General features: G+C 44.6%; 23 protein-coding genes. 16 read left to right on the forward strand and 7 right to left on the reverse strand.

Going from position 1 to position 26,282, the window contains the following annotated elements; all coding sequences use genetic code 11:
* Positions 1–107: 107 nt before the first annotated feature.
* Both JZY04_RS00745 and JZY04_RS00750 read left to right on the forward strand, forming a co-directional pair.
* Positions 108–1,613 carry an OmpP1/FadL family transporter gene (locus JZY04_RS00745; protein ID WP_022011298.1) on the forward strand — a complete coding sequence of 502 codons (1,506 nt, stop codon included), beginning with the start codon at positions 108–110 and terminating at the stop codon, positions 1,611–1,613.
* A 126-nt stretch (positions 1,614–1,739) separates the two neighbouring features.
* The gene (locus JZY04_RS00750) at positions 1,740–2,891 is read left to right on the forward strand and encodes a 6-bladed beta-propeller (RefSeq protein WP_032535978.1); all 1,152 of its coding nucleotides are present in this window, start codon (positions 1,740–1,742) and stop codon (positions 2,889–2,891) included.
* Between the two features lie 88 nt (positions 2,892–2,979).
* Here the strand turns inward: JZY04_RS00750 and JZY04_RS00755 are convergent, their stop codons facing one another.
* On the reverse strand, positions 2,980–4,269 hold the full coding sequence (locus JZY04_RS00755; protein WP_005776129.1) for a DcaP family trimeric outer membrane transporter: 1,290 nt from the start codon (positions 4,267–4,269) through the stop codon (positions 2,980–2,982).
* Positions 4,270–4,432: 163 nt separating this feature from the next.
* Between JZY04_RS00755 and JZY04_RS00760 the strand changes: the two genes are divergently transcribed.
* The 4 genes from JZY04_RS00760 to queF all read left to right on the forward strand — a co-directional run bounded on the left by JZY04_RS00760 (position 4,433) and on the right by queF (position 7,067).
* Positions 4,433–4,936, forward strand: a complete 504-nt coding sequence (locus tag JZY04_RS00760) for an RNA polymerase sigma factor (RefSeq protein ID WP_005809512.1) — start codon at positions 4,433–4,435, stop codon at positions 4,934–4,936.
* Between the two features lie 280 nt (positions 4,937–5,216).
* Positions 5,217–5,897, forward strand: a complete 681-nt coding sequence (locus JZY04_RS00765; protein ID WP_005776226.1) for a queuosine precursor transporter — start codon at positions 5,217–5,219, stop codon at positions 5,895–5,897.
* Positions 5,898–5,937: 40 nt separating this feature from the next.
* Positions 5,938–6,597 carry a 7-cyano-7-deazaguanine synthase QueC gene (gene queC, locus JZY04_RS00770; protein WP_005809507.1) on the forward strand — a complete coding sequence of 220 codons (660 nt, stop codon included), beginning with the start codon at positions 5,938–5,940 and terminating at the stop codon, positions 6,595–6,597.
* Between the two features lie 14 nt (positions 6,598–6,611).
* Positions 6,612–7,067, forward strand: a complete 456-nt coding sequence (queF, locus tag JZY04_RS00775) for a preQ(1) synthase (protein WP_005776228.1) — start codon at positions 6,612–6,614, stop codon at positions 7,065–7,067.
* A gap of 9 nt (positions 7,068–7,076) precedes the next feature.
* Here queF and rlmH read toward each other — a convergent pair whose 3' ends face one another.
* Positions 7,077–7,550 carry a 23S rRNA (pseudouridine(1915)-N(3))-methyltransferase RlmH gene (rlmH, locus tag JZY04_RS00780; RefSeq protein ID WP_005776229.1) on the reverse strand — a complete coding sequence of 158 codons (474 nt, stop codon included), beginning with the start codon at positions 7,548–7,550 and terminating at the stop codon, positions 7,077–7,079.
* 96 nt (positions 7,551–7,646) lie between these two features.
* Between rlmH and JZY04_RS00785 the strand changes: the two genes are divergently transcribed.
* From JZY04_RS00785 to JZY04_RS00815, 7 genes are all read left to right on the forward strand, one after another.
* A complete protein-coding gene (locus JZY04_RS00785) occupies positions 7,647–8,039 on the forward strand; it encodes a DUF4783 domain-containing protein (protein ID WP_032535984.1) in 393 nt (130 codons plus the stop codon).
* Entirely contained in the window at positions 8,032–8,871 is an 840-nt protein-coding gene (gene nadC, locus JZY04_RS00790; RefSeq protein ID WP_032535980.1) for a carboxylating nicotinate-nucleotide diphosphorylase, read from the forward strand. Before JZY04_RS00785 ends, nadC begins: the two co-directional genes overlap by 8 nt.
* Positions 8,872–9,065: 194 nt before the next feature.
* Positions 9,066–9,617: an RNA polymerase sigma factor gene (locus JZY04_RS00795; RefSeq protein WP_122143561.1), complete on the forward strand. Its 552-nt coding sequence runs from the start codon at positions 9,066–9,068 to the stop codon at positions 9,615–9,617.
* Positions 9,601–10,641: an outer membrane beta-barrel protein gene (locus tag JZY04_RS00800; RefSeq protein WP_032535981.1), complete on the forward strand. Its 1,041-nt coding sequence runs from the start codon at positions 9,601–9,603 to the stop codon at positions 10,639–10,641. Before JZY04_RS00795 ends, JZY04_RS00800 begins: the two co-directional genes overlap by 17 nt.
* Before the next feature lie 36 nt (positions 10,642–10,677).
* A complete protein-coding gene (locus JZY04_RS00805) occupies positions 10,678–11,190 on the forward strand; it encodes a DUF4943 family protein (RefSeq protein ID WP_005819122.1) in 513 nt (170 codons plus the stop codon).
* Between the two features lie 151 nt (positions 11,191–11,341).
* Positions 11,342–12,046 carry a DUF4858 domain-containing protein gene (locus JZY04_RS00810; protein ID WP_005776237.1) on the forward strand — a complete coding sequence of 235 codons (705 nt, stop codon included), beginning with the start codon at positions 11,342–11,344 and terminating at the stop codon, positions 12,044–12,046.
* A 58-nt stretch (positions 12,047–12,104) separates the two neighbouring features.
* Complete coding sequence (locus JZY04_RS00815) at positions 12,105–13,049, forward strand: nitronate monooxygenase family protein (protein ID WP_032530194.1); 945 nt, start codon at positions 12,105–12,107, stop codon at positions 13,047–13,049.
* A 96-nt stretch (positions 13,050–13,145) separates the two neighbouring features.
* On the opposite strand, the gene ald is transcribed toward JZY04_RS00815, so the two are convergent.
* Positions 13,146–14,255, reverse strand: coding sequence for an alanine dehydrogenase (gene ald / locus JZY04_RS00820; protein WP_122143560.1), 1,110 nt, complete (start codon positions 14,253–14,255; stop codon positions 13,146–13,148).
* Positions 14,256–15,005: 750 nt separating this feature from the next.
* Here ald and JZY04_RS00825 point away from each other — a divergent pair.
* From JZY04_RS00825 to JZY04_RS00835, 3 genes are all read left to right on the forward strand, one after another.
* On the forward strand, positions 15,006–16,658 hold the full coding sequence (locus JZY04_RS00825) for a M23 family metallopeptidase (RefSeq protein WP_122143558.1): 1,653 nt from the start codon (positions 15,006–15,008) through the stop codon (positions 16,656–16,658).
* Positions 16,659–16,728: 70 nt separating this feature from the next.
* A complete protein-coding gene (locus JZY04_RS00830) occupies positions 16,729–18,366 on the forward strand; it encodes a C69 family dipeptidase (RefSeq protein ID WP_032530190.1) in 1,638 nt (545 codons plus the stop codon).
* 106 nt (positions 18,367–18,472) lie between these two features.
* A complete protein-coding gene (locus JZY04_RS00835) occupies positions 18,473–20,218 on the forward strand; it encodes a phospho-sugar mutase (protein ID WP_022012117.1) in 1,746 nt (581 codons plus the stop codon).
* Between the two features lie 330 nt (positions 20,219–20,548).
* On the opposite strand, the gene JZY04_RS00840 is transcribed toward JZY04_RS00835, so the two are convergent.
* The 4 genes from JZY04_RS00840 to JZY04_RS00855 all read right to left on the reverse strand — a co-directional run bounded on the left by JZY04_RS00840 (position 20,549) and on the right by JZY04_RS00855 (position 25,915).
* The gene (locus JZY04_RS00840; RefSeq protein WP_181996529.1) at positions 20,549–21,127 is read right to left on the reverse strand and encodes a DUF4369 domain-containing protein; all 579 of its coding nucleotides are present in this window, start codon (positions 21,125–21,127) and stop codon (positions 20,549–20,551) included.
* A gap of 88 nt (positions 21,128–21,215) precedes the next feature.
* Complete coding sequence (locus JZY04_RS00845; protein WP_122143556.1) at positions 21,216–22,115, reverse strand: BT1926 family outer membrane beta-barrel protein; 900 nt, start codon at positions 22,113–22,115, stop codon at positions 21,216–21,218.
* Positions 22,116–22,137: 22 nt separating this feature from the next.
* Positions 22,138–24,537, reverse strand: coding sequence for a hypothetical protein (locus tag JZY04_RS00850; RefSeq protein WP_220575438.1), 2,400 nt, complete (start codon positions 24,535–24,537; stop codon positions 22,138–22,140).
* Positions 24,538–24,973: 436 nt separating this feature from the next.
* A complete protein-coding gene (locus tag JZY04_RS00855) occupies positions 24,974–25,915 on the reverse strand; it encodes a site-specific integrase (protein ID WP_122142456.1) in 942 nt (313 codons plus the stop codon).
* Between the last annotated feature and the right edge of the window lie 367 nt (positions 25,916–26,282).

Raw genomic sequence — 26,282 nt, forward strand, 5'->3', positions numbered from 1 at the left:
TGTTTCCAATTAATTTGTTGGTGAAAACGTAATTAGATGCACAGAAATATTCGTCATGTGCAATATTATTGTACCTTTGCGCCCGAAATAACTTAAAAAAGATTTAGATGAGAAAATTATTCTTGATTAGCATCGGGTTGCTAATCGTTTCAACTTCAACTTTTGCGGGAGGTCTCCTGACAAATACCAATCAGCACGTATTGTTTTTGAGAATGTTGGCTCGTGATGCTTCTACACAAATTGACGCAGTATATTCCAATCCGGCAGGTGTCGCCTTCATGGAAGATGGTTTTCATCTGTCTCTCAACGGACAGAGTGCTTTCCAGACAAGAACCATCACTTCTACTTTCGCTCCGTTTGCAGGCTTTGGCGGAAACGCTACAAAAGTATATAAAGGTGAAGCTTCGGCTCCGTTCATCCCCAGTGTATTTGCAGTATATAAGAAGGATAAGTGGGCATTCTCCGGGAATTTTGCAGTAACCGGTGGTGGTGGTAAGGCTACCTTTAATGAGGGATTGGGTTCATTCGAGTCATTGGTATCTGTAGTGCCCGGAATGATGGTAGCTGCCGGTAAAGAAATGGTAGACGGAGGCATTCTGCCGATTAATATCTTTGAAGGTACCAATAAATACTCGGTTGACAGCTATATGCGTGGTAAGCAGATGATTTTTGGTCTTCAACTGGGAGCATCTTATAAAATCACCGATTACTTGTCTGCATTTGCCGGTGTACGTATGAATTACGTAAGCAATGGATATGAAGGACATATTCGTAATATTGAAGCTAATATCGGTGGAGGGGAAATGGTAAATGTGAACAAATATTTCAGCGATTATGCCAAGCAAGCCAGAACAGCTGCAGATGCTTATCTGGCAGCGAATGATATGGTTAATTATGCAAAATATGATGCTATCGCAAAGAAAGCGACCGGTGTTGCAGAATTGACGGCTGATAAAGAGTTGGACTGCGACCAGACAGGTTGGGGGGTAACTCCTATTTTGGGCTTGGACTTTAAGATGAATAAGTGGAACATTGGTGTAAAATATGAGTTCAACACCAAACTGAATGTAGAGAACAAGACTCGTATAGATAATACAGGGCTGTTTGCGAATGGAGTAAATACTCCGCACGATATTCCGGCTTTGTTGACAGTAGGTGTTTCTTATGAAATTCTTCCGGTACTTCGTGCTTCAGTTGGTTATCATCATTTCTTTGATACCAGTGCACGTATGGCCGATGCTAAAGATCCTGTGACCGGCCAGACTATGGGTAAACAGCATTTCATCAAACAAGGTACTAACGAATATTTGGGTGGTATCGAATGGGATGTTTGTAAATGGGCCCAGGTAAGTGCCGGTATGCAACGTACCAAATATGGTGTAGGTGATAATTACCAGAGCGATATGAGTTTTGCAGTTAGTTCTTATTCATACGGTTTTGGTGCCGGATTCGACATTGCGAAGAACCTGAAACTGAACGTTGCTTATTTTTGGACTGATTACGATAAATATACCAAAGAGACTCCTAATTATGGAGGTACAGGAATCTCCGGAAAGGATGTCTTTACTCGTACCAATAAAGTATTCGGTATCGGTCTCGACTATAAGTTCTGATACAAGGCTTCTACTAATCTTTATTAATATAACTCTCAAGAAGGATCGGATTACTCAAATAATCCGGTCCTTTTTCATTTAACCCTCCTATATTAAGATTATCTTTGTGTTCTAATCCTGAAAGATATGAGAGACACATTTTTTCTTTTCTTTGCTGCATTGAGCTTTGCATGCATTTCTTGCAGCCGGACTAATCCCGTGAAAGAGCCCGATATTCTGAAAGTGGAGCTGAAAGAAACTCCTGTTTCCGTTTCCGAACTGTTTTCTAAAGTTGAAGTGATTCCGTTGGAAACCTCGGACAGTTGCCTGCTGGCCACAATTTTGAGAGTGCTTGTTTCCGGAGATACTACTTATATATTGACTCAGGATTATCCTACTTTCAGGCATATCACGTTGATGGCTTTTGATAAAAAAGGGAACTATCTCCGTTCTATCGGGAGAGTAGGGCAAGGTCCCGGTGAATATTCACAGATTTATGATGCAGTCATTAATGACCAACGAAAACTGGTGTATATGTTGTCTCCTTTCGGTTCGATGTATACCTATCGGCTGGACGGTTCGTTTATAGATAAAAAGATACTGCCGGAGAAGATAAACTTCCAGAAGATAGGATTGACTCCGGGCGGTGACCTGTTGACGTGGTCGGCACTGAACAAAGATGACGGGGCTTGCGTCATGCGGTTGGAGGCCGATTCGGCGAAGTTGATCAATGAGTTCTGGTCTGATCACTTCTGTCTGAACTGGGCTTGTTGGGATGTATTCTATTCTTATCAGGGTAAAGCCTACTTTTCTCCTACGTTTTATGAAGAAGTTTACGAAATCACACGGGATAGCCTTCGTGTAGCTTATCGCTGGGATATGGGAGAGCAGAATATAAATATAGAGCAGTATCATTTTAATTCAGGGCCGGATACACGTAAGGAAGAGGAAGAACGGCTGAGGGAATACCGTAAAACGGGTAAGATAGCCTTTAATTTCACCAAGCAATATCAGACGGATAAATACTACTATGCGCAATTATTCAGTATGTCATCCTATCCCCAAAGGAAACTTACAAATCTTCTTTATCGCAAAAAGGATGGAGTTGTTTTTTATTTTGAGAAGACACGGGAGGGAATCCGGATCAGCCCGGAGGTGGTGACTGAGGACTTTATGCTTTGCATCGTTCCGACCGAGGAGTTGGAAAATTATAAGAGTATACTTCCCGAGGGAGAATATCGGGCATTAAGTAAAAGAGTAGAAGATGATAATCCCTGTGTGGTGAAATTTTATTTTTAGCCCCATCTCCGTAGGGTAATAACAGAGACGGGGCTGGGTTCGTCCTTGGACTTTTTTTACGTTAGAGTTCAGAGAGATTTATAAAAAGTTAGAACGAATATTGTACCAATGCGTTCATGCGGTTGGCATGACGGGTATTGCTACTGAAGTCCGTACGCCATCCTCTCAGATATTCGGCGCCTACCTGTAAGTTGCTGGTTACGTTCCAGAACAGGTTAGCCACCAGATATTGGCCCTTCCGGTACATATCGGGTACATCGCTTGGATACGTGTGTTCCGAGTAGAGGCGTGACAAACTGTAAGTGCCCGATACAAATACATCTTTGCTGATGTTGTATTGCAATCCGGCGAACCATCCCAACATGGGGAGCGTCTGCATGCGCCCTTCTTTTTCCGGGTTAGGAACAATATCCACATTCAGGTTGCTCAAGTCGTTCAGATATTGTCCGATACCCCTTCCGTAATTCACCTGTCCGTATACTTGCCATTTCGGAGTCACGTTGAAGGAAGTTGAAGCTTGAAGTCCGTATCCGGCTTTTGAGTGCGCCTTATTGTCTACGGAACTTGAATAAGTCATGCTGCGAACGATGGCAGCTAACTTCAGGTGGCTGTTGGCATTCCAGTTATACTGTGCTGAGGCAGTGAAGTCGGGCATACGCTGGGTGTTGATGGTGAGATACTGATTCGTGGTACCGTCTACCGATGGCATTTCGACACCGACGCCGAATTTCCAGTTCTTCAGCTTGTCACACATATAGCTCAATTGAGTAGTTCGATAGAAAGCCGAGCCGTTAGGGCCTGCAAAGTCGATGGTAGGAGGCAGCGCGGCAAGGTCCATAAAGTTACCATAGCTGTATCCCAGAGTAAAGCCGAGGAAGGTAGCATAAGCATTCTGCAACTCGAAAGTCTTTCCGTCTCCACGGAAGTTTGCAGCAGTATAAACCACGAAGTCACCCAGACGTTTGGTATGTCCCACCAGTTTCAGGAAAAGAGTCGAAGTGCTGATATCCATCTGGAACTGATTGCGTGCACGGTCGGCAGAGCCTTTATTAGGAATCAGCGCCGGATAGAAGTCTACATCTTTCACAATTCCCCCGAAGTCATATTCGGCGGTTGCCCGTACATATCCGCCGATACCCAGTGCGAACTTTCCTTGCCGGTCGGTCAGTACGAAGCGTGGAGCCTTCGGTTCCTGGAAACGCGGAAGACGCGTCTCGTTCATGATCCGGATAATCTCGTCTCCGGCTTTGTCGGTCGATACAAACATCACGGAGTTCGGTTCTTCATCTTCGATGATTACTTTTTTCTGGGCATGTGCCGCTACAGGCAAGAGTCCCAATCCGAGTAGCATAGCTACAGATCTAAAAAATGTTTTCATTATAAGTTAAGTTTTAGGTGAATTGCCCTATTGAACAACTTAAATGGGAAATGGTTGAAGGGCCGAGGGAAAAATCGCCAAATTATGCGGAAGAATTGCTATAGGACAGACCGTTTAAAATGCGAATCTTTGCATATTCGATAATCAGAAAGAAAGAAGAGCAATGGAAAAGATGAATATTACCCATAAGATAGTGGCTATGCAGCCCGAACTGGAACATTTTGCCTATAAACTGACTGCTGACCGGGAGTCGGCCAATGATCTGGTACAGGATTGTCTGTTGAAGGCATTGGACAACAAAGAGAAATTTGTGCATACCCAGAATTTCAAGGGATGGATGTATACCATCATGCGCAATATCTTTATCAATAATTACCGTAAGTCGTTACGTGAAGTGGATATGACCGATTCCACCTATAATCTCTATGCGCAAACCATGACGGAAGGTGAGGACGGCAACCGCTTTGAAACAATTTACGATCTGAAGGAACTCTATAAGGTGATTAATGCCGTTCCCGAAGAGTTGAAGAAGCCTTTCCTGATGTTTGTTGCCGGATTCAAGTATCGTGAGATAGCTGAGAAGATGGATTTGCCGGTAGGGACTATCAAGAGCCGTCTGTTCCTGATCCGCAAAAGATTACAGCAGGATTTGAAAGACTTCTCGTAAGAGCGCTTATTAAGATCGATGCCGGATTTTCCGGAAGTATGAATGGGCTTTTGCAACTCTGTGACAAGAGTAAAAAGAATAGTGTGTTAAGTGTTTGTTATGTTGTACCCGGACGGGGCATTACATTATATGTTATCGCGATAACAATATATGTAATGCCCCGTTACATATATTGTTATTTTGTCGATTAAAAAAGAATTGCTACCTTTGCTGCCCGTAAACGTATGATGCCGTGAATAGCGGTCGTGTATTCTAGAACACCACGTAAAAAACAGGAATTATGAAAGAAAAAGTATCTATACCCTTCATGTTGCTCGGCATTCTGTTCAACGTCTGCCTGATTGCAGCAAACCTTCTCGAAACCAAAGTAATTCAGGTTGGCAGTATCACTGTTACTGCCGGATTGCTGGTGTTTCCCATATCCTATATTATCAATGACTGTATAGCCGAAGTATGGGGATTTAAAAAGGCCCGTCTGATTATTTGGAGCGGATTTGCCATGAACTTCTTTGTGGTAGGCCTCGGGCTGATTGCCGTGGCGTTGCCCGCAGCACCTTTCTGGGAAGGCGAACAGCATTTTGATTTTGTGTTCGGCATGGCTCCCCGCATTGTTGTAGCCAGTTTGTTGGCCTTTCTGGTCGGTTCGTTTCTCAATGCCTATGTCATGAGTAAAATGAAAGTGGCCAGTGGCGGACGTAATTTTTCTGCCCGTGCCATCTGGTCTACGGTAGTGGGAGAAACGGCCGATTCACTGATCTTCTTTCCCATCGCATTCGGCGGACTGATTGCCTGGCCCGAGCTGTTGGTGATGATGGGCACTCAGATTGTGCTGAAGTCCCTTTACGAAGTGATTATCCTTCCGATCACCATCCGTGTCGTGAAAGCCGTTAAGAGAATTGACGGGAGCGATGTTTATGATACCGACATCTCCTATAATGTACTTAAGGTAAAGGATATATAATAAGGAGAACTTAAAAACACTTTTTTCAAGAAAATAAATGATGAAAAATGATTCAGCAGTAGTTCTGTTCAGTGGCGGACAGGACTCTACAACGTGTCTCTTCTGGGCGAAGAAACATTTCAGCAAAGTATATGCGCTTAGTTTCCTGTACGGACAGAAACATGCACACGAGGTAGAACTGGCCCGGGGAATAGCCGAAAGGGCAGGAGTGGAGTTTCATGTGATGGACACCTCTTTTATCGGGAGCCTTGGAAGCAATTCGTTGACGGATACCAGCATCTCGATGGACGAAGACAAGCCGGAAGATTCGTTCCCGAACACCTTTGTTCCGGGACGTAACCTGTTTTTTCTGAGTATTGCTGCTGTCTTTGCCCGTGAACAGGGAGCTTTCCACTTGGTTACCGGAGTTTCGCAGACCGATTATAGTGGTTATCCCGATTGCCGCGACTCGTTTATCAAGTCGTTGAATGTCACTCTGAATCTGGCGATGGACGAACAGTTTGTTATCCATACACCGTTGATGTGGATTGATAAAGCCGAAACCTGGGCATTGGCGGACGAACTCGGCGTATTCGATCTTGTACGGAACGAGACGCTGACCTGTTACAACGGGATTCCTGCCGACGGGTGCGGACACTGCCCGGCATGCAAATTGCGGAAACAGGGGCTGGAGGAGTATTTAAGTAAAAGAAACCGTTAAATGATTAATAGATTATGACTGAACTGAAAGACCAGCTTTCTTTACTGGGAAGAAAGACCGAATATAAGCAGGATTATGCTCCCGAAGTATTGGAATCCTTCGATAACAAGCATCCTGAGAACGATTATTGGGTACGTTTCAATTGTCCGGAGTTTACCAGCTTGTGCCCCATAACGGGACAACCGGATTTTGCCGAAATACGTATCAGTTACCTGCCCGATGTGAAGATGGTGGAGAGCAAGAGCCTTAAGCTATATCTGTTTAGCTTCCGCAATCACGGTGCTTTTCATGAAGATTGCGTGAATATCATAATGAAAGACCTGATCCGTCTGATGGACCCCAAATACATTGAAGTGACCGGTATCTTTACACCCCGCGGCGGTATTTCGATTTATCCGTATGCCAATTATGGTCGCCCCGGAACGAAATATGAAGAGATGGCTGCCCGGCGGTTGATGAATCATGAATAGGGGATAACCCTATTCATGGTGATAGGGCCCGCCGTTCAGTATGGTCATGGCCCTATACATCTGTTCTACAAAGATCAGACGGATCATCTGGTGCGAAAAAGTCATTTTCGACATGGATATCTTTTCGTGTGCCGCATCATATACCTTTTGTGAAAATCCGTAAGGTCCTCCTATGATGAATACCAGGCGTTTGTTGACGTTTACCAGCTTCTTCTCCATCCAGCGTGCAAATTCCACCGAACGCATCTCTTTTCCGTGCTCGTCCAGCAACACTACCACGTCTCCCGGCTGGAGGGCTTTGCCTATCAGTTCGCCTTCCTTCTCCTTTTGTTGTTCCGGGGTGAGGCTTTTCGTGTTTTTCAGTTCGGGAATCACCTCCATATCGAAAGAAATGAAGTGTTTAGTACGCTCTATGTAATCGTTAATTGCAGTGATATAATGCTGCTCTACAGTCCGTCCTACGACGATAAGGGTTGTTTTCATTCAAGTGCAAACTCTTGTTTATTGCACAAAAATAAGAAAAAAATGTTGTTTTTAGCATTAAATACTTACCTTTGCGTATCGATAATACTTGTGATTATGAAAAAACGGGTACTTTTATGGATGGCCGGACTCGTATTCGCTGTAACTTCGCTCTTCGCACAGGACATACCGGTGGGCGTGGTCGTGGCGTTTAAGAAAGGAAACTCCCAAGAGCTGAACAGGTATTTGGGAGAGAAGGTGGATCTGGTAATTCAGAATCGCTCGACAAGCGTCGACAAACAGACTGCTGAAGCAACACTTGCTTCTTTCTTTAATAGCAACAAGGTGAGTGGTTTTAATGTAAATCACGAAGGTAAGCGAGAGGAGTCGAGTTTTATTATCGGTACCCTGACCACTGCTAACGGCAATTTCCGGGTGAACTGCTTCTTCCGCAGGGTACAGAACAAATATTTTATAAATCAAATAAGAATAGATAAAACCAATGAATGAGTTAATAGACAGACTGATTGATCTGGCCTTTGCCGAAGACATAGGCGATGGCGACCACACAACACTTTCCTGTATTCCCGCCACTGCAATGGGAAAATCGAAACTTTTGATTAAAGAAGCCGGTGTATTGGCTGGTATCGAAATTGCCAAAGAAATATTTCACCGTTTCGACCCGACTATGAAGGTTGAGGTGTTTATCAACGACGGTGCCGAAGTGAAGCCGGGTGATGTGGCAATGGTTGTGGAAGGTAAAATTCAGTCTCTGCTTCAGACAGAACGTCTGATGCTGAACGTGATGCAGCGTATGAGCGGCATTGCCACTATGACACGCAAATACGTGAAGCAGCTGGAAGGCACCAAAACACGTGTGTTGGATACCCGTAAGACTACTCCGGGACTCCGTATGCTTGAGAAAGCAGCGGTAAAGATTGGCGGGGGTGTCAACCACCGTATCGGACTTTTCGATATGATTCTTCTGAAAGATAATCACGTGGACTTTGCCGGTGGCATTGATAAGGCCATCAACCGTGCTAAAGAATATTGCAAGGAAAAAGGAAAAGACCTCAAGATTGAAATCGAAGTGCGCAATTTCGACGAACTTCAGCAGGTGTTGAATATCGGTGGGGTAGACCGCATCATGCTCGATAACTTCACTCCCGAAAATACAAAGAAAGCTGTCGAGATGATCGGCGGAAAATATGAGACCGAATCGTCCGGTGGTATCACGTTCGATACACTCCGTGACTATGCCGAGTGTGGTGTAGACTTTATTTCGGTAGGTGCCCTTACCCATTCGGTAAAGGGACTCGATATGAGTTTCAAGGCATGCTGACATTTTGAACGGTCGGCGATAAACGTTCTTAAGTGATAAACGATGAACAGGCTACGCATTGATGCAAAGGCTTATTCATCGTTTATTGTTTCTTTAACTTCTTTTTGCACTATTGTTTGCAGCATTCGTTGCATCCTTGCGTCTAATAGACAAACGACGCAGACATACGTTCGATTTTAAAAAGACAATTGACATTGGAAAACGAGATAGAACTGATAAAGGGCTGTCGGGCAGGAAAGGATTCGGCCCGTAAGGAACTTTACACCCTATACTCGAGGCAATTGCTGGCGGTATGTTTCCGCTATACGGGCGATATGGAAGCGGCGCACGATGTACTGCATGACGGTTTCATCAAAATATTCACCAACTTTTCGTTTCGTGGTGAGTCTTCGCTCGGAACATGGGTGACCCGGGTGATGGTGACTCAGGCACTGGATTACCTGCGAAGGCAAAAACGGATCAGTCAGTTGGTGATACACGAGGATCAGCTTCCTGATATTCCCGATCTTCCGGAAGGAGGGGAGGCAGGACCGATATCCGAAGAACAGTTGATGAAGTTTGTCGCAGACTTGCCCGATGGCTGCCGGACGGTTTTTAACCTTTACGTGTTTGAGGAAAAGTCTCACAAAGAGATAGCCGATATGTTGGGTATTAAGGAGCATTCATCCACTTCGCAGTTGTACCGTGCAAAGTTTTTATTGGCAAAAAGGATTAAAGAATATAGAAATCATGAAGAGAGAAAATGATGAAATAACCGATCTGTTCCGTTCCCGTCTGGGCAACGCCGAGATGACTGTGCGGGATGGTTTCTGGGAAGAACTGAATTCTGAGGTGATGGTGCGTTGCCATCGTCGGAAGGTGTTTTTCTTCCGTGTAGCGGCAGCCGCTTCCGTACTGCTGGTGCTGGCTGCTTCATCGGCTGCTTTTTGGTTCTTCTCTCCGAAAGAGGAGATAGAAGAAGCCTTTACCCAGGTAGCGGTTGTCAGTGGAAATGCGACTCACCTGGATGGTGACGTGGTGAAACAGGATTTCACTCCCGTACATTCCGAGCCTGTTTTGAGTAAACCGACGCCTAAGCGTTTCGGTACTCTGGCCCAATATCAGGACGAAGATGATGATTCGGTTTCGGTTACGGTTTCCATGTCATTCAGCTTCTCTGCAACGACTACTCGCAGAGGACAAAATAGTCATCCGGATAAAAACTACTGGCAGGCCGGCGGAGATGGACAGACCTTAGTAAATTCTGCTGATGAATCCCCGTCTTCCGATTATACGGCTATGACCGCTAAAGCCCGGACATGGGCTGTAAAGGCGGCAGTCGGTACCGCATTGCCTGCCGGAGATGGTAAATATAAGATGCCTGTTATGGTCGGTCTGACGGTAGAGAAAAAAATAAATAAACATTTAGCCGTAGAAACCGGTTTATTATATTCCAGTTTGCGTGCCGGACAGAACTTGCATTATCTGGGAATTCCCGTAAAACTGAACGTGACACTTGCGGAAATGCCGAAGTTGGATATATATGCTTCTGTAGGTGGAGTTGCGGATAAGTGCATAGCGGGAGCACCCGATAACAGCTTCAAACAGGAGCCTGTGCAACTGGCCCTTACCGCAGGAGTGGGAGTGAACTATAAAATTAATGATAAACTGGCTTTATTTGCCGAACCGGGAGTGTCGCACCATTTCAAGACAGACTCCAAGCTGGAAACAGTACGTTCGGCACGGCCTACGAATTTTAACCTGATTTGCGGTCTGCGCATGACCTATTAACCATTTAGTACGGACGTTATGAAAAAAACATTTTTTATGCTGCTCACGGTTGTTTTATCATTGCTTACTTGTGTAAGTTGCAGCGAAGAGACATTAGATTACAATAACCCGGATGTAGACCTTTTCGTAAGGCAACTCAAAGCGGGGAACTATAATACCAAGAGCCCGAAGGGCTTTGTAGAAGTGCCTAAATTTACGGAGAAGGATATTCCGGCATTGCTGAATTATGCAGAAGACCTGACTCAGGTTGCTTCTTTTCCGCTTCCGCCGGTATCTGCTTACTATAGCGGTAAGGTCCGGTTGGGCGAGTGCATGTTGTGGATCGTAGAAACCATTCGGTTAGGGCATTATGCGTCGTTTGGCTGCAAAATGGTGAGAGCCAATGCCGAGAACTACGAGGGCATCTATTTCCTGACCGATGAAGAGTTACTTGATGCTGCTGCCCGGTATCGCCGCTGGTGGGAAAACAGGCAGTATCCTCGTACGGCATGGACCATTGACGCATGCTTTGACGAGCCCCTTTGCGGGAGTGGATACCGTTGGTGGTAAAAAACTAAATCAGATGAAACGTATCGACTTTCTGGCGCTGTCTTCAGGGGCGGCAGTGATCCTTTATGCCCGATGAACAGCCACGTAAAGGAATTCAAAGACAGGAACATGCGAAGCAGGTACTTTCATCTTATTAAATAAGTGTAGAAGAATGAAGCGTTTGATATTGTTTATATGGTTATGTCCGATGGTCCTGATAGCCCGTGCCCAATGGACTGCGAAGGATTCATTGAATCTGCAACGCATCCTGAACGGCCAAGAGGATATCAAGCTGAATATGGATGCTGTGAAACAGATTGATTTCAACAGCTTGCCGGGTGCTCCCAAAATGTCGAAGGAGAAGCCCGGTCTGAAATTGGACGAGACGCTTCCACAAGTACTTGATAGAAAGAAAATTGTGTTGACTCTCCGGCCTTATACGGCCAATACCAAATATAACTGGGACCCTATTTACCAAAAAAAGATACAGGTGGATGCCGATACGTGGCGAGGAGATCCGTTTGTCGAGTTTTATGAGACCGTTCCTTCCAACTGGGCTAAGAATGTATACGATAAAGGTATCCGCAGTTCATACGAGGAAATCCGTTCCAGTGGGTTGCGGCATAATTTGTTTGGCGAACGTGCCAATGGCAGGATGGTGACTACGCAGAGCATGGTGCATACCTCTGCCATGAAGCTTGGCAAAAGTGGAGTAACTGTGAGTGGAGGCACTATCGGAGGTCTTGACCTGATGACTATTTTCACAAAAGATTTCTGGGACAAAAAAGGACGTGAACGGAGGGCGCGTACACTGGAAGTTCTGAAAGCGTATGGTGATTCTACAACGGTGCTGCTTCCTGAACCGATTATACATTGAATTTGTTAAAAGATAAATAGGGGGATTCTTGCCTTCTTTTTTCAAAAACGATATGACTATGAACAGAATTTCTTCTCTTTTCGGTATTCAGTATCCCATTATTCAGGGCGGTATGGTGTGGTGTAGTGGCTGGAGGCTTGCTTCGGCTGTCAGTAATGCGGGTGGTTTGGGGTTGATAGGCTCCGGCTCGATGTATCCCGATATTTTGCGTGAACATATTCGTAAATGCCGTGCAGCCACAGACAGACCTTTTGGGGTAAATATTCCTTTGATGTATCCCCAGATAGAGGAGATCATGAATATCATTGTGGAAGAAGGGGTTAAAATCGTATTTACCTCTGCCGGAAACCCGAAGACATGGACCGGCTGGCTGAAAGAGCGTGACATCACGGTGGCACATGTCGTTTCTTCTTCTAAGTTTGCCATGAAATGCGAAGAGGCGGGAGTCGATGCCGTGGTAGCTGAGGGTTTTGAAGCCGGCGGGCATAATGGGCGGGAGGAGACAACAACGCTTTGTCTGATTCCTGCGGTACGTGAAGCCACTACTTTACCTTTGATTGCGGCCGGAGGGATTGGTACCGGTGAGGCCATCTTCGCCACGATGGCGTTAGGGGCCGAAGGAGTTCAGATAGGTACTCGTTTTGCTCTGACGGATGAAAGTTCGGCAAGTGATATTTTCAAGGAATATTGTTTGCGGTTGAACGAAGGTGATACCAAATTATTGCTGAAGAAACTGGCGCCTACCCGTCTTGTGACCAATTCGTTCCGTGATAAGGTGGAAGTGGCTGAGGCGCGGGGAGCTTCTGCCGAAGAACTCCGTGAACTTTTGGGCAGAGGACGCGCCAAGAAAGGCATCTTCGAAGGTGATCTGGAAGAAGGAGAGCTTGAGATAGGGCAGGTGGCTGCTCTGTTCCGCCGCAGGCAAAGTGTGGACGAGGTAATGAAAGAATTGTTGGAGGGATACCGCAGAGCTTCGGACAAGGTATCTTCTTTTTTGTTATAAACGGATCATTCCACCACAGGGTAACACAGAATCTTACGGAGTTCTTCTTTTTATGATTCTGCTCCGTGAAACTGTGTTACTCCGTGGTATTACTTGTTATTCTAAATTCAATTGCTCGTATTTAAGCCCGAATACCTCAGCTATTGCTTTATATACCACTTTCCCTTCTACCACATTTAATCCCAAAGCCAGTGCCGGATCTTCTTTGCATGCTTGTTTCCACCCCTTTCCTGCCAGTGCTGTTACATAAGGCAGAGTGGCATTGGTCAGTGCCAATGTAGAAGTGTAAGGCACTGCTCCCGGAATATTGGCTACGGCATAATGTACGATTCCATCGACCACATACGTCGGTTCACTATGGGTAGTGGGGTGCGAAGTTTCGAAACATCCTCCCTGGTCGATAGCTACATCCACTAATACTGTACCCGGTTGCAGCATCTTCAGCATACTGCGGGTGATCAGGTGCGGAGCCTTGTCTCCCGGAATCAAGACCGAGCCTATTACAAGGTCTACGTCCGGCAACTCTTTCTTCAGCCTCAGTTCCGAAGCATATAAGGTTTTTACATTTTTGGGCAGTGTTTCACTCAAATAACGAAGACGGGCCAGGTTGATATCTGCAATTGTGACATCTGCTCCCAGTCCGGCTGCCATCTGGGCTGCATTGCTGCCTACGATGCCTCCGCCGAGAATTAATACTTTGGCAGGCTTCACACCCGGTACACCTCCCAGCAGAATACCTTTTCCACCTTGCGGCTTTTCCAGGAAACGGGCGCCTTCCTGTATAGCCATGCGTCCGGCTACCTCACTCATAGGAATCAATAAGGGTAAAGAATGGTCAGCTTTTTCTACCGTTTCGTAAGCAAGGCAAATCGAGCCGTTTTCTATCATGGCAAGAGTCAGTTCTTTATCGGAGGCAAAATGGAAGTAAGTGAACAGCAACTGTCCCTTGCGGATCAGCTTGTATTCCGGTGCGATAGGTTCTTTCACTTTCACTATCATCTGGGCTGCGGCATACGTCTCTTCCATAGTGGGCAGGATCTGCGCTCCTGCGGCTATATATGCCTCGTCCGGAAAACCACTGTTCTCTCCTGCGGTGTGCTGTATGTATACAGTATGTCCGCGTTTCACTAATTCGGCAACTCCCGAGGGCGTCATGCCCACCCGGTTCTCGTTGTTCTTAATCTCCTTAGGTACTCCGATAATCATAACGTTACTCTATTAAGGGTTAAACATGGCACAATGTAAGAAAATTCTGCTTATGTTGTTATCCTTATACGGATGTTTTACAGCAGAATGATAGTAGAGGTGCAGGTACGGCTCTTTCATTTAACAACCGCCTTCCTCCCTTGTTCCCCCCCCACAAAACCTTCCATTCGCACACAGCGATGCGGAAGCAGTGCTTCGTTGTTTCTTTTTTAAGAAAGAATCCGGCCGGCTATTACCGGAGAAGTGTAGTAGATTAACCAATGTCATACAACTCTTTATCCCAGCCCGCATACCCGGGCTGATGAGCCCACATGCCCGGGCTGATGAGCCCGCATACCCGGGCCGATGAGTCCGCATGCCCGGGCTGAGATAAGGATCCGACCATTTGCACTAAAGAAAGTAAGGGAAATGAAATGCTTTTAGAGAGATAAACGGATAAGAAATTGGATATATCCATTTGTTTCCCAAATAGTTACTACTAAAATGCTCCCTAAAACAGCGGGTGGAAGATGGAAGATGGGGGTGGAAGATAAATGGCATAAAAACCGCATCTTCCACCAATCTATACATCTTATAATCAACGATATGCATTCTAAAAGGTGGAAGATGGAAGATCGAAACGTATTTTTTGTATGAGAGGAAGGCGGGGTATAAAGAGCCGTGGCAGGCAGGAATAAAATCCATCTTTCTGTTTTCTGATATGGCAGGAATAATGTATTTTTGCAAAGATTCCATTTTTAAGCAAACTACATGAAACAGTATATAGTTGCTCTGATGCTTGCCTGCAGCATTCAGGGACATTCTCAAGATGTGAAGCAGGCTGCTTTTGTTCCTCCATTTGACTTTACACTGACTCTGAGCGGTAATTTCGGAGAAATTCGTGCCAATCATTTTCATGGCGGTCTTGACTTTAAGACTCAGGGAGTTGTCGGTAAACCGGTGCGCGCGCTGGCCGACGGATACATCTCACGTATTCGTGTCACCAATGGTTCGGGACATGTACTCGATGTGGTATATAATAACGGTTATACAACTATTAACCGGCACTTGAGCGGATTTATGCCGGACATTGCCCGAAGAGTGAAGAAGCTTCAATACGAAAAAGAAGATTGGGAAGTAGAGATTGTTCCCGAACCGGGGGAATATCCGGTAAAGGCGGGACAACAGATAGCCTGGAGCGGTAATACGGGGTATTCATTCGGACCGCACCTGCATCTGGACTTGCTGGAAACCGCTACCGGTGAATCTGTCGATCCGATGCCTTTTTTCAAATCAAAAATAAAAGATACCACTGCTCCCCGGGCTGAGGGCGTTATGTTGTTTCCACAGCCGGGAACCGGAATCGTGCAAGGCAGTTCGGAGCGGCAAACCTTCCAACCCAATGGGACGCGTCCCATCGAGGCATGGGGAGTGATCGGATCGGGTATCAAGGCTTATGATTACATGGACGGTGTTCACAACCGTTACGGTGTGCATACCGTTGTGCTCAAGGTAGATGGAACGGAAGTGTTTCGCAGTGTGGTCGATCGCTTTGCTCCGGATGAGAACCGGATGATAAACTCCTGGACCTACGGGCAATATATGAAATCATTTATTGATCCGGGCAATACGCTGCGTATGCTCCGGGCTTCGAATGATAACCGTGGATTAGTGACCATCAATGAAGAACGGGATTACAAGTTCGAATATGAATTGAAAGACGCTTTTGGCAACACTTCCCGCTATCACTTTACGGTGCGTGGAAAAAAACAGCCGATAAAGCCGTCTGAACATCGGGAGAAGTACTTCTTTGCCTGGGACAAAACGAACTTTTTGCAAGAACCCGGTTTGACCCTTACCGTCCCTCGGGGGATGTTATACGACAATGTGGCTCTCAATTATGAAGTACGTTCCGACAGCGGGGCAATTGCTTACACCTATCAGCTCAATGATGAGAAAGTGCCGTTGCACGGTGGCTGTGAGTTGCGTATCGGGCTTCGTCATCAGCCGGTTGCCGATACAACGAAATATTACGTGGCTCGTGTTACTCCCAAAGGTGGTATGTATAGTGCCGGAGGAACTTACGAGGGTGGATTTATGAAAACCCGTATCCGTGAATTGGGCACTTATACGGTAGGAGTAGATACAGTGCCTCCCGAAATTATTCCGGTGGGCAAAAATGTCTGGGGACGTAATGGGAAAATTGTTTATCGGCTGAAGGACAAAGAAACCGGCATCCGGTCTTATCGTGGCACGATTGATGGAAAATTCGCTCTGTTCGGACGTCCTAACCTGACAAAATCGTATTGGGAGTGTAAACTCGATCCTGAATATGTAAAGAAAGGTGGACGCCATATGGTAGAGATGACCGCTACGGACGATTGCGGGAACGAGACAACGGTTCGTGAAACCTTCGTCTGGTAGCTTTCAAAACCAAATAACCGGAGATTATCCGGGTAAAACAGAATAAGATATTATATTAATAATTTATTATATGAAAAGAATCTTTCTCTTTGCCGCTCTCTTGACTGCGGCAGTGGCGGAAACCTTCGCCTGTACTAACTTAATTGTCGGTAAGAATGCTTCTACCGACGGTTCGACCATTGTTTCCTATTCGGCTGACTCGTACGGACTCTTTGGCGAGTTATATCATTATCCCGCAGCTACCTATCCCAAGGGTACGATGATGGATATCCATGAATGGGATACCGGAAAATATCTGGGACAGATTGAGCAGGCGCGTCAGACTTATAATGTGATCGGCAATATGAACGAGTTTCAGGTAACCATTGGTGAAACTACCTTTGGCGGCCGTCCTGAATTGGTAGATACACTGGGCATTATCGATTACGGAAGTTTGATTTACGTAGGACTGCAACGTTCGCGCACTGCCCGTGAAGCCATTAAGGTGATGACTGAGCTGGTTCAGGAATATGGATATTATAGCAGTGGTGAGTCATTTACCATTGCCGATCCTAATGAAATATGGATTATGGAAATGATAGGGAAAGGGCCCGGCATACGGGGAGCCGTCTGGGTAGCTGTTCGTGTGCCCGATGACTGCATCTCGGCACATGCCAACCAGTCTCGTATCCATCAGTTTGATATGAATGACAAGGCAAACTGTATGTACTCCAACGATGTCATTTCCTTTGCCCGTGAAAAAGGATATTTCAACGGAGTGAATAAAGATTTCAGTTTTGCCGATGCTTATGCGCCGCTTGATTTCGGTGCCCGCCGTTTTTGCGAGGCCCGTGTATGGAGCTATTTCAATATGTTTACCGATCAGGGTGAGGCTTATCTGCCTTATATCCAGGGAAAGACCAACGAACCGATGCCTTTGTTCGTGAAACCGAAACGCAAACTTTCAGTTCAGGACGTAAAGAATGCCATGCGTGACCATTATGAAGGAACTGCTCTTGATATCAGCAATGACTTTGGTGCCGGACCTTATAAAACACCTTATCGCCTCTCTCCGCTGACTTTTAAAGTGGGCGATCAGGAATACTTCAACGAACGTCCTATTTCTACACAACAGAGTGGGTTCGTTTTTGTGGCCCAGATGCGTGCCAATCTGCCTGATGCAGTAGGCGGTGTACTCTGGTTCGGTACGGATGATGCGAACATGACTGTTTTCACTCCCGTATATTGCTGTACTACCAAAGTTCCGGTATGCTATACCCGTGTGGATGGTGCCGATTACATCACTTTCTCCTGGAATTCTGCTTTCTGGATTTTCAACTGGGTGGCTAATATGGTATATCCCCGTTACGATTTGATGATCGGTGATGTACGTTCCACACAGAATGAACTTGAAACCACCTTCAACGAGGCGCAGGAGGGGATTGAGTCTGCTGCCGTTAAGCTGTACGAGAAAAATCCGGAAGCAGCTGTGGCGCTTCTGACCAATTATACCAACATGACGGCGCAAAGCACTTTCGACACCTGGAAACGTCTGGGAGAATTTATCATTGTGAAGTATAATGACGGTGTCATCCGCAAGATGAAGGACGGTAAGTTCGAGCGCAACGCTATCGGCCAACCCGCCGGTGTGGTACGTCCGGGCTATTCAAAAGAATTCCTTGAGGAATATGTGAAGCAAACCGGCGAACGTTATAAAGTGACTGAATAAACGCTTCCGGAGAGTTTTCTCGCTAAAAGATAGGAATTTCAAACTTATTCTTTTACATTTGTATTTTGAATAGAATAATTATTAATCTCTAAAAATAGATATAACCATGGGGAATGAAGAACTAATCAAACAGGTGACTGAGAAAGCCGAGAAGTGGCTGACCCCGGCGTATGATGCCGAAACTCAGGCTGAAGTGAAACGCATGCTGGAGAACGAAGATAAGACAGAATTGATTGAAGCCTTTTACAAAGACCTTGAATTTGGTACGGGCGGACTCCGTGGTATCATGGGAGTAGGTACCAACCGTATGAATATTTATACTGTTGGAGCCGCAACTCAGGGACTTTCTAACTATCTGAACGCAAACTTTAAGAATCTGAAACAGATTTCTGTTGTGGTAGGATACGATTGCCGTAACAATAGTTCTCTGTTCGCTAAGATTTCTGCGGATATTTTCTCTGCCAATGGCATTAAAGTATATCTGTTCGAGGAGATGCGTCCTACTCCGGAGATGTCTTTTGCCATCCGTCACCTTGGTTGCCAGAGCGGTATCATTCTGACTGCTTCACACAACCCGAAAGAATATAACGGTTATAAAGCTTACTGGGATGATGGTGCACAGGTACTGGCTCCGCACGATAAAGGTATTATCGACGAAGTGAACAAGATTGCTTCTGCTGCCGACATTAAGTTCCAGGGTAATCCGGAGCTGATTCAGATTATCGGGGAAGATGTCGATAAAATATATCTGGATATGGTGAAAACCGTTTCTATCGATCCTGAAGCTATTGCTCGTCATAAAGATATGAAGATTGTCTACACTCCGATTCATGGTACGGGTATGATGCTGATTCCCCGTGCACTGAAGATGTGGGGATTTGAAAATGTATACACTGTTCCCGAGCAGATGATTAAGGATGGTAACTTTCCGACGGTTGTTTCTCCGAATCCGGAGAATGCGGAAGCCCTGACAATGGCTCTCAATCTGGCTAAAGAAATCGATGCCGACCTTGTAATGGCTTCCGATCCGGATGCCGACCGTGTAGGTATTGCTTGCAAGGACGATAAGGGTGAATGGGTATTGATCAACGGTAACCAGACTTGCCTGATGTATCTGTATTATATCATCACTCAATACAATAAACTGGGTAAGATGACCGGTAATGAATTCTGTGTGAAGACCATTGTTACTACCGAACTGATTAAGAAGATTGCTGACAAAAATCAAATTGAGATGCTCGACTGTTATACCGGCTTTAAATGGATCGCCCGTGAAATTCGTTTACGTGAGGGTAAGAAGAAATACATCGGTGGTGGTGAAGAGAGCTACGGTTTTCTGGCCGAAGACTTTGTTCGTGACAAAGATGCTGTTTCTGCTTGCTGCCTGATTGCCGAAGTGGCTGCTTGGGCTAAAGACAATGGAAAGACTCTGTATCAGTTGCTGATGGACATTTACGTTGAATATGGATTCTCTAAAGAATTTACTGTAAACGTAGTGAAACCGGGTAAGAGCGGTGCCGAAGAGATTAAAGCCATGATGGAAAACTTCCGTGCTAATCCTCCGAAAGAGTTGGGTGGCTCGAAAGTGATTCTGTCAAAAGACTATAAAACTCTGAAGCAGACAGATGCAGAAGGTCATGTAAGTGACATCGATATGCCGGAACCATCGAATGTGCTGCAATATTTCACCGCAGATGGTGGTAAAGTGTCTGTTCGTCCGTCAGGAACGGAACCGAAGATCAAATTCTACATCGAAGTGAAAGGCCAGATGGGATGCCGCAACTGCTTTGCCACTGCCGATGCAGAGGCTACTGAAAAAGTGGAAGCTGTGAAGAAATCGTTGGGTATTTAAGGAACTTCTTTAAGCACTCTTTTAACAGATACTTTGGGTAATATAAATGTGTCCATAGTATTATAGTATTATCGAAATGCCCTGTCCTGAATTGGATGGGGCATTTCTTTTGGGATTATTCTTTTAAAGGGGCTGTGTCAAAACTCTTTTTACCACAGATTACACAGATTATCACAGAATAAGAATGTTGATAATCAATAACTTAAAAATTGCTCTATGTTACTCTGTGTCCTCTGTGGTGAGTTTCGACACACCCTCACAACACTAAAAGATCCGGGCAGACGGAGAACTAGGTGAAACTCACGTCTGTATTTCCCGGATGTATGGTTTTTAGTTAATGCCCAGATTTTTTTTTGCGATAGCCCTTTGCCCTGTGCTTAACTTGTTTCCGTATGCCGCATAGATATACTTTCCGATGGGACTGCTGGCATGTTTTATAATCTGTTCCATCAATAGCCCGGTAAAGCTTTCTTTTATTTCATGGACACTTTTTCCGGAGAAGTCGTGTTCCCTGAACTGATCGATGGCAAGAAGAAATTGCATCATCTCTGTGTTGAGTGCGGTCCCTTCCACTTGGACTACGTCTCCTATTTGCGTGCTGATTTTTCCCGCTTCGACAACGATAGGGAGAGTAACAGGAAAGCGGTCACTGTCATTTTCCTGAATAAATAGTTCCCTGACTTGGGGAGAATTGATTTTTCCCTCAAATGCAAACCGACAGTCAATCACTTGTGTACTGTCATATCGGGTTGTGCTGTGGATAGCATCCTGCAAATAGATTGTTCTGCCTTCCATTTGAGGGTTGGTTACCATGCCACTGACATAATAGCTACCGTTCTGTTGGGCATGGTTGCATGCTGCCAGAAAGATGGTTCCCAGTATGATTCCTCCTGCTGTTATTCTTTTCATCTTGGTTGTGATGTTCGTTAAGTAAAAAATCACCCCATACATACCCGAAGGTAGGACGGGGTGACTTTTTCGTAATATCTGGACTTATTTAAAATCTAAATCCTAATTTCAAATTGGGTTGTGCAAACAAGTTTATGTTATGATGTCCCACTTTGTAAGTGGCTACCCCTTTCGGACAAATCTGAATCATGTCGTAGCGATAGGCTACCGGTTGCAGTTCAAATCCGAAAACCAGTCCTTTACCCAGGCTGTATTCGATGCCGGCTACCGCTGCCGCACGTAATCCGAATATTTGTCCGGTTTTGGTCGAAGGGATATATACTTGTAAAGGCAGTGTTTCTGCGTCATTCAAATCGTCATCGTCAGTTATTGCATCACCGTCGCTTACAGTTTCACCCGTGTTGGGAGACATCGTTTCGATTCGTCCCATTTGCCAGCCTATAAGGCCACCCACATAAAGATTGATACGTTCGTTTTTCGTATTGAAATAATAGTTTGAACCAATGTTTACCATCCAGTTGTTTTTCACCCGTCCTTCTACATATTTGGAAGCGGGGATTTGCATATCGGACACACTATTGTCGCCTTCAATGAAATCCTTTTTCGGGGTGACTCCAATGTTCATGCTGAACATCAGATTAACGTCCCAACGATCGGTCAGGAAATATTTTCCCTGCAAACCGATGATGTTGACCAAGCTATTATTATTCCAACTTCCCAGATTCAGATACATGCCCGGATCTTCAGACTTGTTGCCTGTATCATCGCCCAAGCCAATGCCCGGCGCGTTTCCGGTCCCGTTCCAGTATTTCGGTAACAAGTATTCCATACCATCGGCGAATTGCTGTGAATTGCCTAATGCGACGGATATCTGCCAGTTACCTTTTTCCGGGGCAAACGACGCATCGTCACTGCTGCTGCGTTGTTGCGCCATAAGTGGCGCAACAGTACATGCAGTCAGAAGGATTATGCATAGTTTTTTAATCATACTTTTTTCCTTTAGTTTTTATTTATTCGGCTGAAGTGTCTCCGGTCAGTGTTTTGATAAGCTGATCTTTCATCTCTTTTGCCTTGTTGAATAATACCGTCAATGCTTCGATTTCAAAAGTTTTGGCATCGATTTGAGCTTCTTTAAGTTTGATGGCTGTTGCTTGTTCTTGTTCGTAGCTACCGTCCTGTAGTGCTTTCAGCAAAGCATCGTACATATTCAGTTCAGCTTTTGCCTCTGCCAGAGTACCGCTCTTTACAGTGATGTTGCCACTTTCGTTGTCAACTTCAGAAGGTGCACCTTCGATTTTGGCTATTTCGTCCTTCAGGTATTTAATTGCATCCTCATAAGTGGACAATGGCTGGTTATTATCACCAGTCTGAGGCAAAGCCTTTTTCATTGTACCTAAGATGCAATTCAAACCGGCTTTCTGCACTTCCAGACTTGCTTTCTCCGCATCGTACTTCTCTGTAATCTGGTTCAGGGTAATTTGTGCTGTTGCCAGTTTTGTATCTGTTGCGGCGATTGCTTTATCATTGTCGGTACCCATAGCCATTAATTTTGAGTTCAGGTCGGCCCATACAGATACATTGTTGATTTCATCTGTTAAAGCATCGTACTTCTTCTTTGCTTCAAATGTTTTGTCTGCCAGCCCGTTCTGGGTTAGGGAGATTCCGTCAGGATCGAATGTAAACTCTCCTTCTCCGGTGTGTTCGGCTAATGCTTTATTGTAAGCCGCCAACCATTCTGCGTAAACTGCTGTAGTTTGGCGTTCGTTACTGTAGCCGGCGGCTTTGGCTGCTTTGACGAAATCGGCAGCGAGGCCACCTTCAGCTTTAAACAAATCCTCCACACCGAATACGGCATCATAACTTGTTGTTCCGTTGTTCTCAGTGATAAGTGCCTTCCATGCGTCCAGTTTGGCTGCATCTTTAGTAATGTCTGTTTCTTCTTTCAGCTTTAGTCCGTCCAAAGCGGTTCTGGCGGTAAGATAAGTTTTGTATTGAGCAATAAATTTGTCTAAAGCAGCTTTTTCTTTAGCTGCATCTCCGGCGGCACTTTCATAATCTTTCTGGTAAGTCTGATAATCTGCGATGATCAAGCTGCGTGCGTCGTGTCCCTCCTGACTGAGATACTTGCCTGCATCTACTGCCTTATAAAAAGCTTCAGATGCTTTTGCCCATGTACCCTCTACTTTGGTCAGCTCTGCTTGGAACGCATCATAGTCAACTTTAGCTTGTGCCTGTGCCAGTTTTGCCTGTGCCTGTTCTTCGCTGGTCTTTACTTTGTCGGTTAATAAAGTAGTGATAGCTTCTAATATGTTTCTTTTCTCCTGCATGGTTTTAGAGAAGCGGAACCCATTAGGAAAATAGTATTTTCCGGTTGCGGGATCTATCTTTATTGCTGGCCTAAAGGAACAGGCAAGGTCATTGTTGTCCAAAGTTTGTTTTTCCAGAATCATTCTGGCAAATCCATCCTGGATGGCAGCAGGAATATCGAAAGTGAATTCACCTTTTGCTTCTTTTGCTTTCTGCACTTCAGCTACCTGTTGTACGGCTGCCTGATAATCGGCGTCACTTACTTTTGATAAGTCGATAGCATTGATTTTATTGTCAAGATCCGTTTTCTTATCATTAAGTTCTTTGTATTTGGCTTCAAACTGATCCAATGGAATTTCTGCGACAACCTTCAGCTGTGCCAGGTTTTCTTCGATACCTTTTACTTCACCTTTCTGAATGGCAATCTGGTTGGTAACGCCGGCAATCAATGCTTCCGGATCATAGCTGAATTCTAATAAAGATTTCTGTCTCATCAGGTCAGCCAGTTCTTCCTGGGCATCGCTTAATGTACCGGAGAGTTCGATCAGGCCTTTTACGGTAGTCTCTTCTCCATCTTCTACACTGATTTTCCCCAATTCTTCATTGTAGGTGATCTTTTTAGGAGTATATGCAAAACTTTGCGTGTATAGCAGTTCGTTCAACTTGGTAGCATAGGCATTATCTTTGTAACCAAGTAAAGCCACTTCTATATCGATCATTGCCTTTTCATAAGCGGCCTGTGCTTGTGCAGTCTGAATTTGTAGCTCAAGCATTTTAGCTTTGAATAACTCTGCGCTTTTCTCGGCTTTTTGTTGCCAATAGGCTTTCATCGCTTCTGTTTTGGCTGCTTGAACTTCTGTTTTAAGCTTTTCCTGGGCTACTTTTTCTTCCAGGTAAGCGGCTTTGGCATTGACGATAGCAATTTGTGCCTCTTTGTAAGCCGCTTCAGCAGTTTGTACAGCTGCTTTTGCTTTAATCAATTCTGCTTTCGCTCCGCGAAGTTCTGTGATGCTTGCCGGTTCATCATTATCGATACATCCGGTAAACGTTGTAGTTGCTCCTCCCACTAAGAGTGCAGCTACGAGATAAGTCCATTTTCTCATACCTCTGTTTTTTTAGTGTTAATAAAAATGTTATGTAAGTAAATCAATGTATTCTCTTGCCTATTGCGGCTTTTCCTCTATCTGTGTAATACCTCTATCTACCGTTACTTTATAGGTAACGGGATCGAAGTCCGCTTTTCGATAAGAAGCGTCTTTGAGAGGAGTTTTTAACATTAAATTCCGGTTATATGTAGTATAAAGCATATAGGAGATGGATCATCTCGTTGGGGATTAAAAACGGGATGAGCGAATTGTGCGCATTCATGATACTAATGTAATGTACACCAAAGACTATAGTCGTCTTTTTCTTTTATAAGGGATGATTCAATGACTTATTTTAATAAATAATCGTATTTTATTTGTTTTATTGTGAAAAATGATTTATGTTTGTAGCGCACTTATAGAGGAGTTACCTATAAAGTAATGGTTCAGATAATCAAAGTATTAGTCCTGTATATGCTTCTTTTGCAAATGATATAATATGAGCATTTGTTTCATCTAATTTCTTAATGTTGAATGGTTTCAAGTAGGTTTCTGTCACTTTGATTGACGAATGTCCCATGGCTTCACTGATGATGCCCGGGTGAATTTCAAGATGGTAAGCTAAGGTAGCCCAGGTGTGTCGTGCGGTGTATGAACTCAGGTTTTTCGAAATTCCCAATAGATGCGCCAATTGTATCAACTGATAGTTAAATGCACGTAAAGCATATTGGTATTCTTGATAATTGATATGGCTTTTTTGCTTTTTGCTCAGAATAGGAAACAAGTAAGGTGAGTCAGGGTCGGTATCTATATATTCCAGAATAATCTCCATAGCTTCGGAAGGAACGGTTACTGTAAGTTGGCGTCCTGTTTTGTGCCGGTGGTAAGTGAGGATATTTCCTTTTAAGTCTCTCTTTTGCAGATAGGCCAAGTCGACAAAGGGAAGTCCGCGTAATAAGAACATAAGTACAAACATCTTGTGGGCACGGCAAATGGCTTCTGGATGCTGTGCAGTGTGGTTCATTTGCAGTAAAAGCCCCATTTCTTCTGCTTTGAGAGATCTTTTCACATCGGCTTGGGTTCCAGTATATACAGGTTTGAACAAGCGGGGAGAGTAGGGGGCCAGTTGGCGGTCCACTGCCCGGTTGTAGACAGCGCGTAAGGCTCGCATATAGGTGGAGACGGTATTCCAGCTATTTCCTCTCAGGCGGAGATAATGTTCAAATCGTTTTAGTAATGCAGGTGTCATCTGACGAAACAGGATGTTCTTGCTGCCTGTGAAAGCTCCGAATGCATTCAGGCTGGCTTGATAAATATGGGCAGTTCCGAGAAAATTACCTGCTTTTTGTTCGCTGATAATGCTATCCATAAATCGGATAAAATTTTGTTCTTTCATAATACATTTTGTTTTGATGGAGCTGTGTCAAAACTCTTTTCACCACAGATTATACAGATTATTATAGAATAATAATGTTGATAATCAGTTACTTGGTATTTGTTCAGTGTTACTCTGTATCCTCTGTGGTGAGTTTCGATACACCCTCCGGGTTCCTAGTTTTTCTTTTCCCAAGATATTAATTTTCTTTTGATTAATCATTAACTATTGGTTTACGTAATTAATTGTTTGGTTCCAAATGATTAACTTTAACACATCATTAAAACAAACATTCTGTTAGTATGCTATCTATAAGATAAACAGTTGATTTAAACTTGATAATTGCTTGAAACGAACTCTTTGAATGATAGGCAGATTGATGGAATAT

Origin of the sequence: Bacteroides sp. 11BF, assembly GCF_019633765.1 — a bacterium.
GTDB lineage: Bacteria > Bacteroidota > Bacteroidia > Bacteroidales > Bacteroidaceae > Bacteroides > Bacteroides hominis.

Bases quoted from the DNA above. Each gene is read 5' to 3' on its own strand.
- nadC (WP_032535980.1), top strand. From the start codon at position 8,032: ATGAATGAGTTAATAGACAGACTGATTGATCTGGCCTTTGCCGAAGAC.
- JZY04_RS00840 (WP_181996529.1), bottom strand. From the start codon at position 21,127: ATGAAAAGAATAACAGCAGGAGGAATCATACTGGGAACCATCTTTCTG.
- JZY04_RS00850 (WP_220575438.1), bottom strand. From the start codon at position 24,537: ATGAGAAAATGGACTTATCTCGTAGCTGCACTCTTAGTGGGAGGAGCA.
- JZY04_RS00760 (WP_005809512.1), top strand. From the start codon at position 4,433: ATGGAAAAGATGAATATTACCCATAAGATAGTGGCTATGCAGCCCGAA.
- JZY04_RS00800 (WP_032535981.1), top strand. From the start codon at position 9,601: ATGAAGAGAGAAAATGATGAAATAACCGATCTGTTCCGTTCCCGTCTG.
- JZY04_RS00765 (WP_005776226.1), top strand. From the start codon at position 5,217: ATGAAAGAAAAAGTATCTATACCCTTCATGTTGCTCGGCATTCTGTTC.
- queF (WP_005776228.1), top strand. From the start codon at position 6,612: ATGACTGAACTGAAAGACCAGCTTTCTTTACTGGGAAGAAAGACCGAA.
- JZY04_RS00810 (WP_005776237.1), top strand. From the start codon at position 11,342: ATGAAGCGTTTGATATTGTTTATATGGTTATGTCCGATGGTCCTGATA.
- JZY04_RS00805 (WP_005819122.1), top strand. From the start codon at position 10,678: ATGCTGCTCACGGTTGTTTTATCATTGCTTACTTGTGTAAGTTGCAGC.
- JZY04_RS00845 (WP_122143556.1), bottom strand. From the start codon at position 22,115: ATGATTAAAAAACTATGCATAATCCTTCTGACTGCATGTACTGTTGCG.
- JZY04_RS00815 (WP_032530194.1), top strand. From the start codon at position 12,105: ATGAACAGAATTTCTTCTCTTTTCGGTATTCAGTATCCCATTATTCAG.
- JZY04_RS00750 (WP_032535978.1), top strand. From the start codon at position 1,740: ATGAGAGACACATTTTTTCTTTTCTTTGCTGCATTGAGCTTTGCATGC.
- JZY04_RS00745 (WP_022011298.1), top strand. From the start codon at position 108: ATGAGAAAATTATTCTTGATTAGCATCGGGTTGCTAATCGTTTCAACT.
- JZY04_RS00825 (WP_122143558.1), top strand. From the start codon at position 15,006: ATGAAACAGTATATAGTTGCTCTGATGCTTGCCTGCAGCATTCAGGGA.
- JZY04_RS00755 (WP_005776129.1), bottom strand. From the start codon at position 4,269: ATGAAAACATTTTTTAGATCTGTAGCTATGCTACTCGGATTGGGACTC.
- JZY04_RS00855 (WP_122142456.1), bottom strand. From the start codon at position 25,915: ATGAAAGAACAAAATTTTATCCGATTTATGGATAGCATTATCAGCGAA.
- rlmH (WP_005776229.1), bottom strand. From the start codon at position 7,550: ATGAAAACAACCCTTATCGTCGTAGGACGGACTGTAGAGCAGCATTAT.
- queC (WP_005809507.1), top strand. From the start codon at position 5,938: ATGAAAAATGATTCAGCAGTAGTTCTGTTCAGTGGCGGACAGGACTCT.
- JZY04_RS00785 (WP_032535984.1), top strand. From the start codon at position 7,647: ATGAAAAAACGGGTACTTTTATGGATGGCCGGACTCGTATTCGCTGTA.
- JZY04_RS00835 (WP_022012117.1), top strand. From the start codon at position 18,473: ATGGGGAATGAAGAACTAATCAAACAGGTGACTGAGAAAGCCGAGAAG.
- ald (WP_122143560.1), bottom strand. From the start codon at position 14,255: ATGATTATCGGAGTACCTAAGGAGATTAAGAACAACGAGAACCGGGTG.
- JZY04_RS00830 (WP_032530190.1), top strand. From the start codon at position 16,729: ATGAAAAGAATCTTTCTCTTTGCCGCTCTCTTGACTGCGGCAGTGGCG.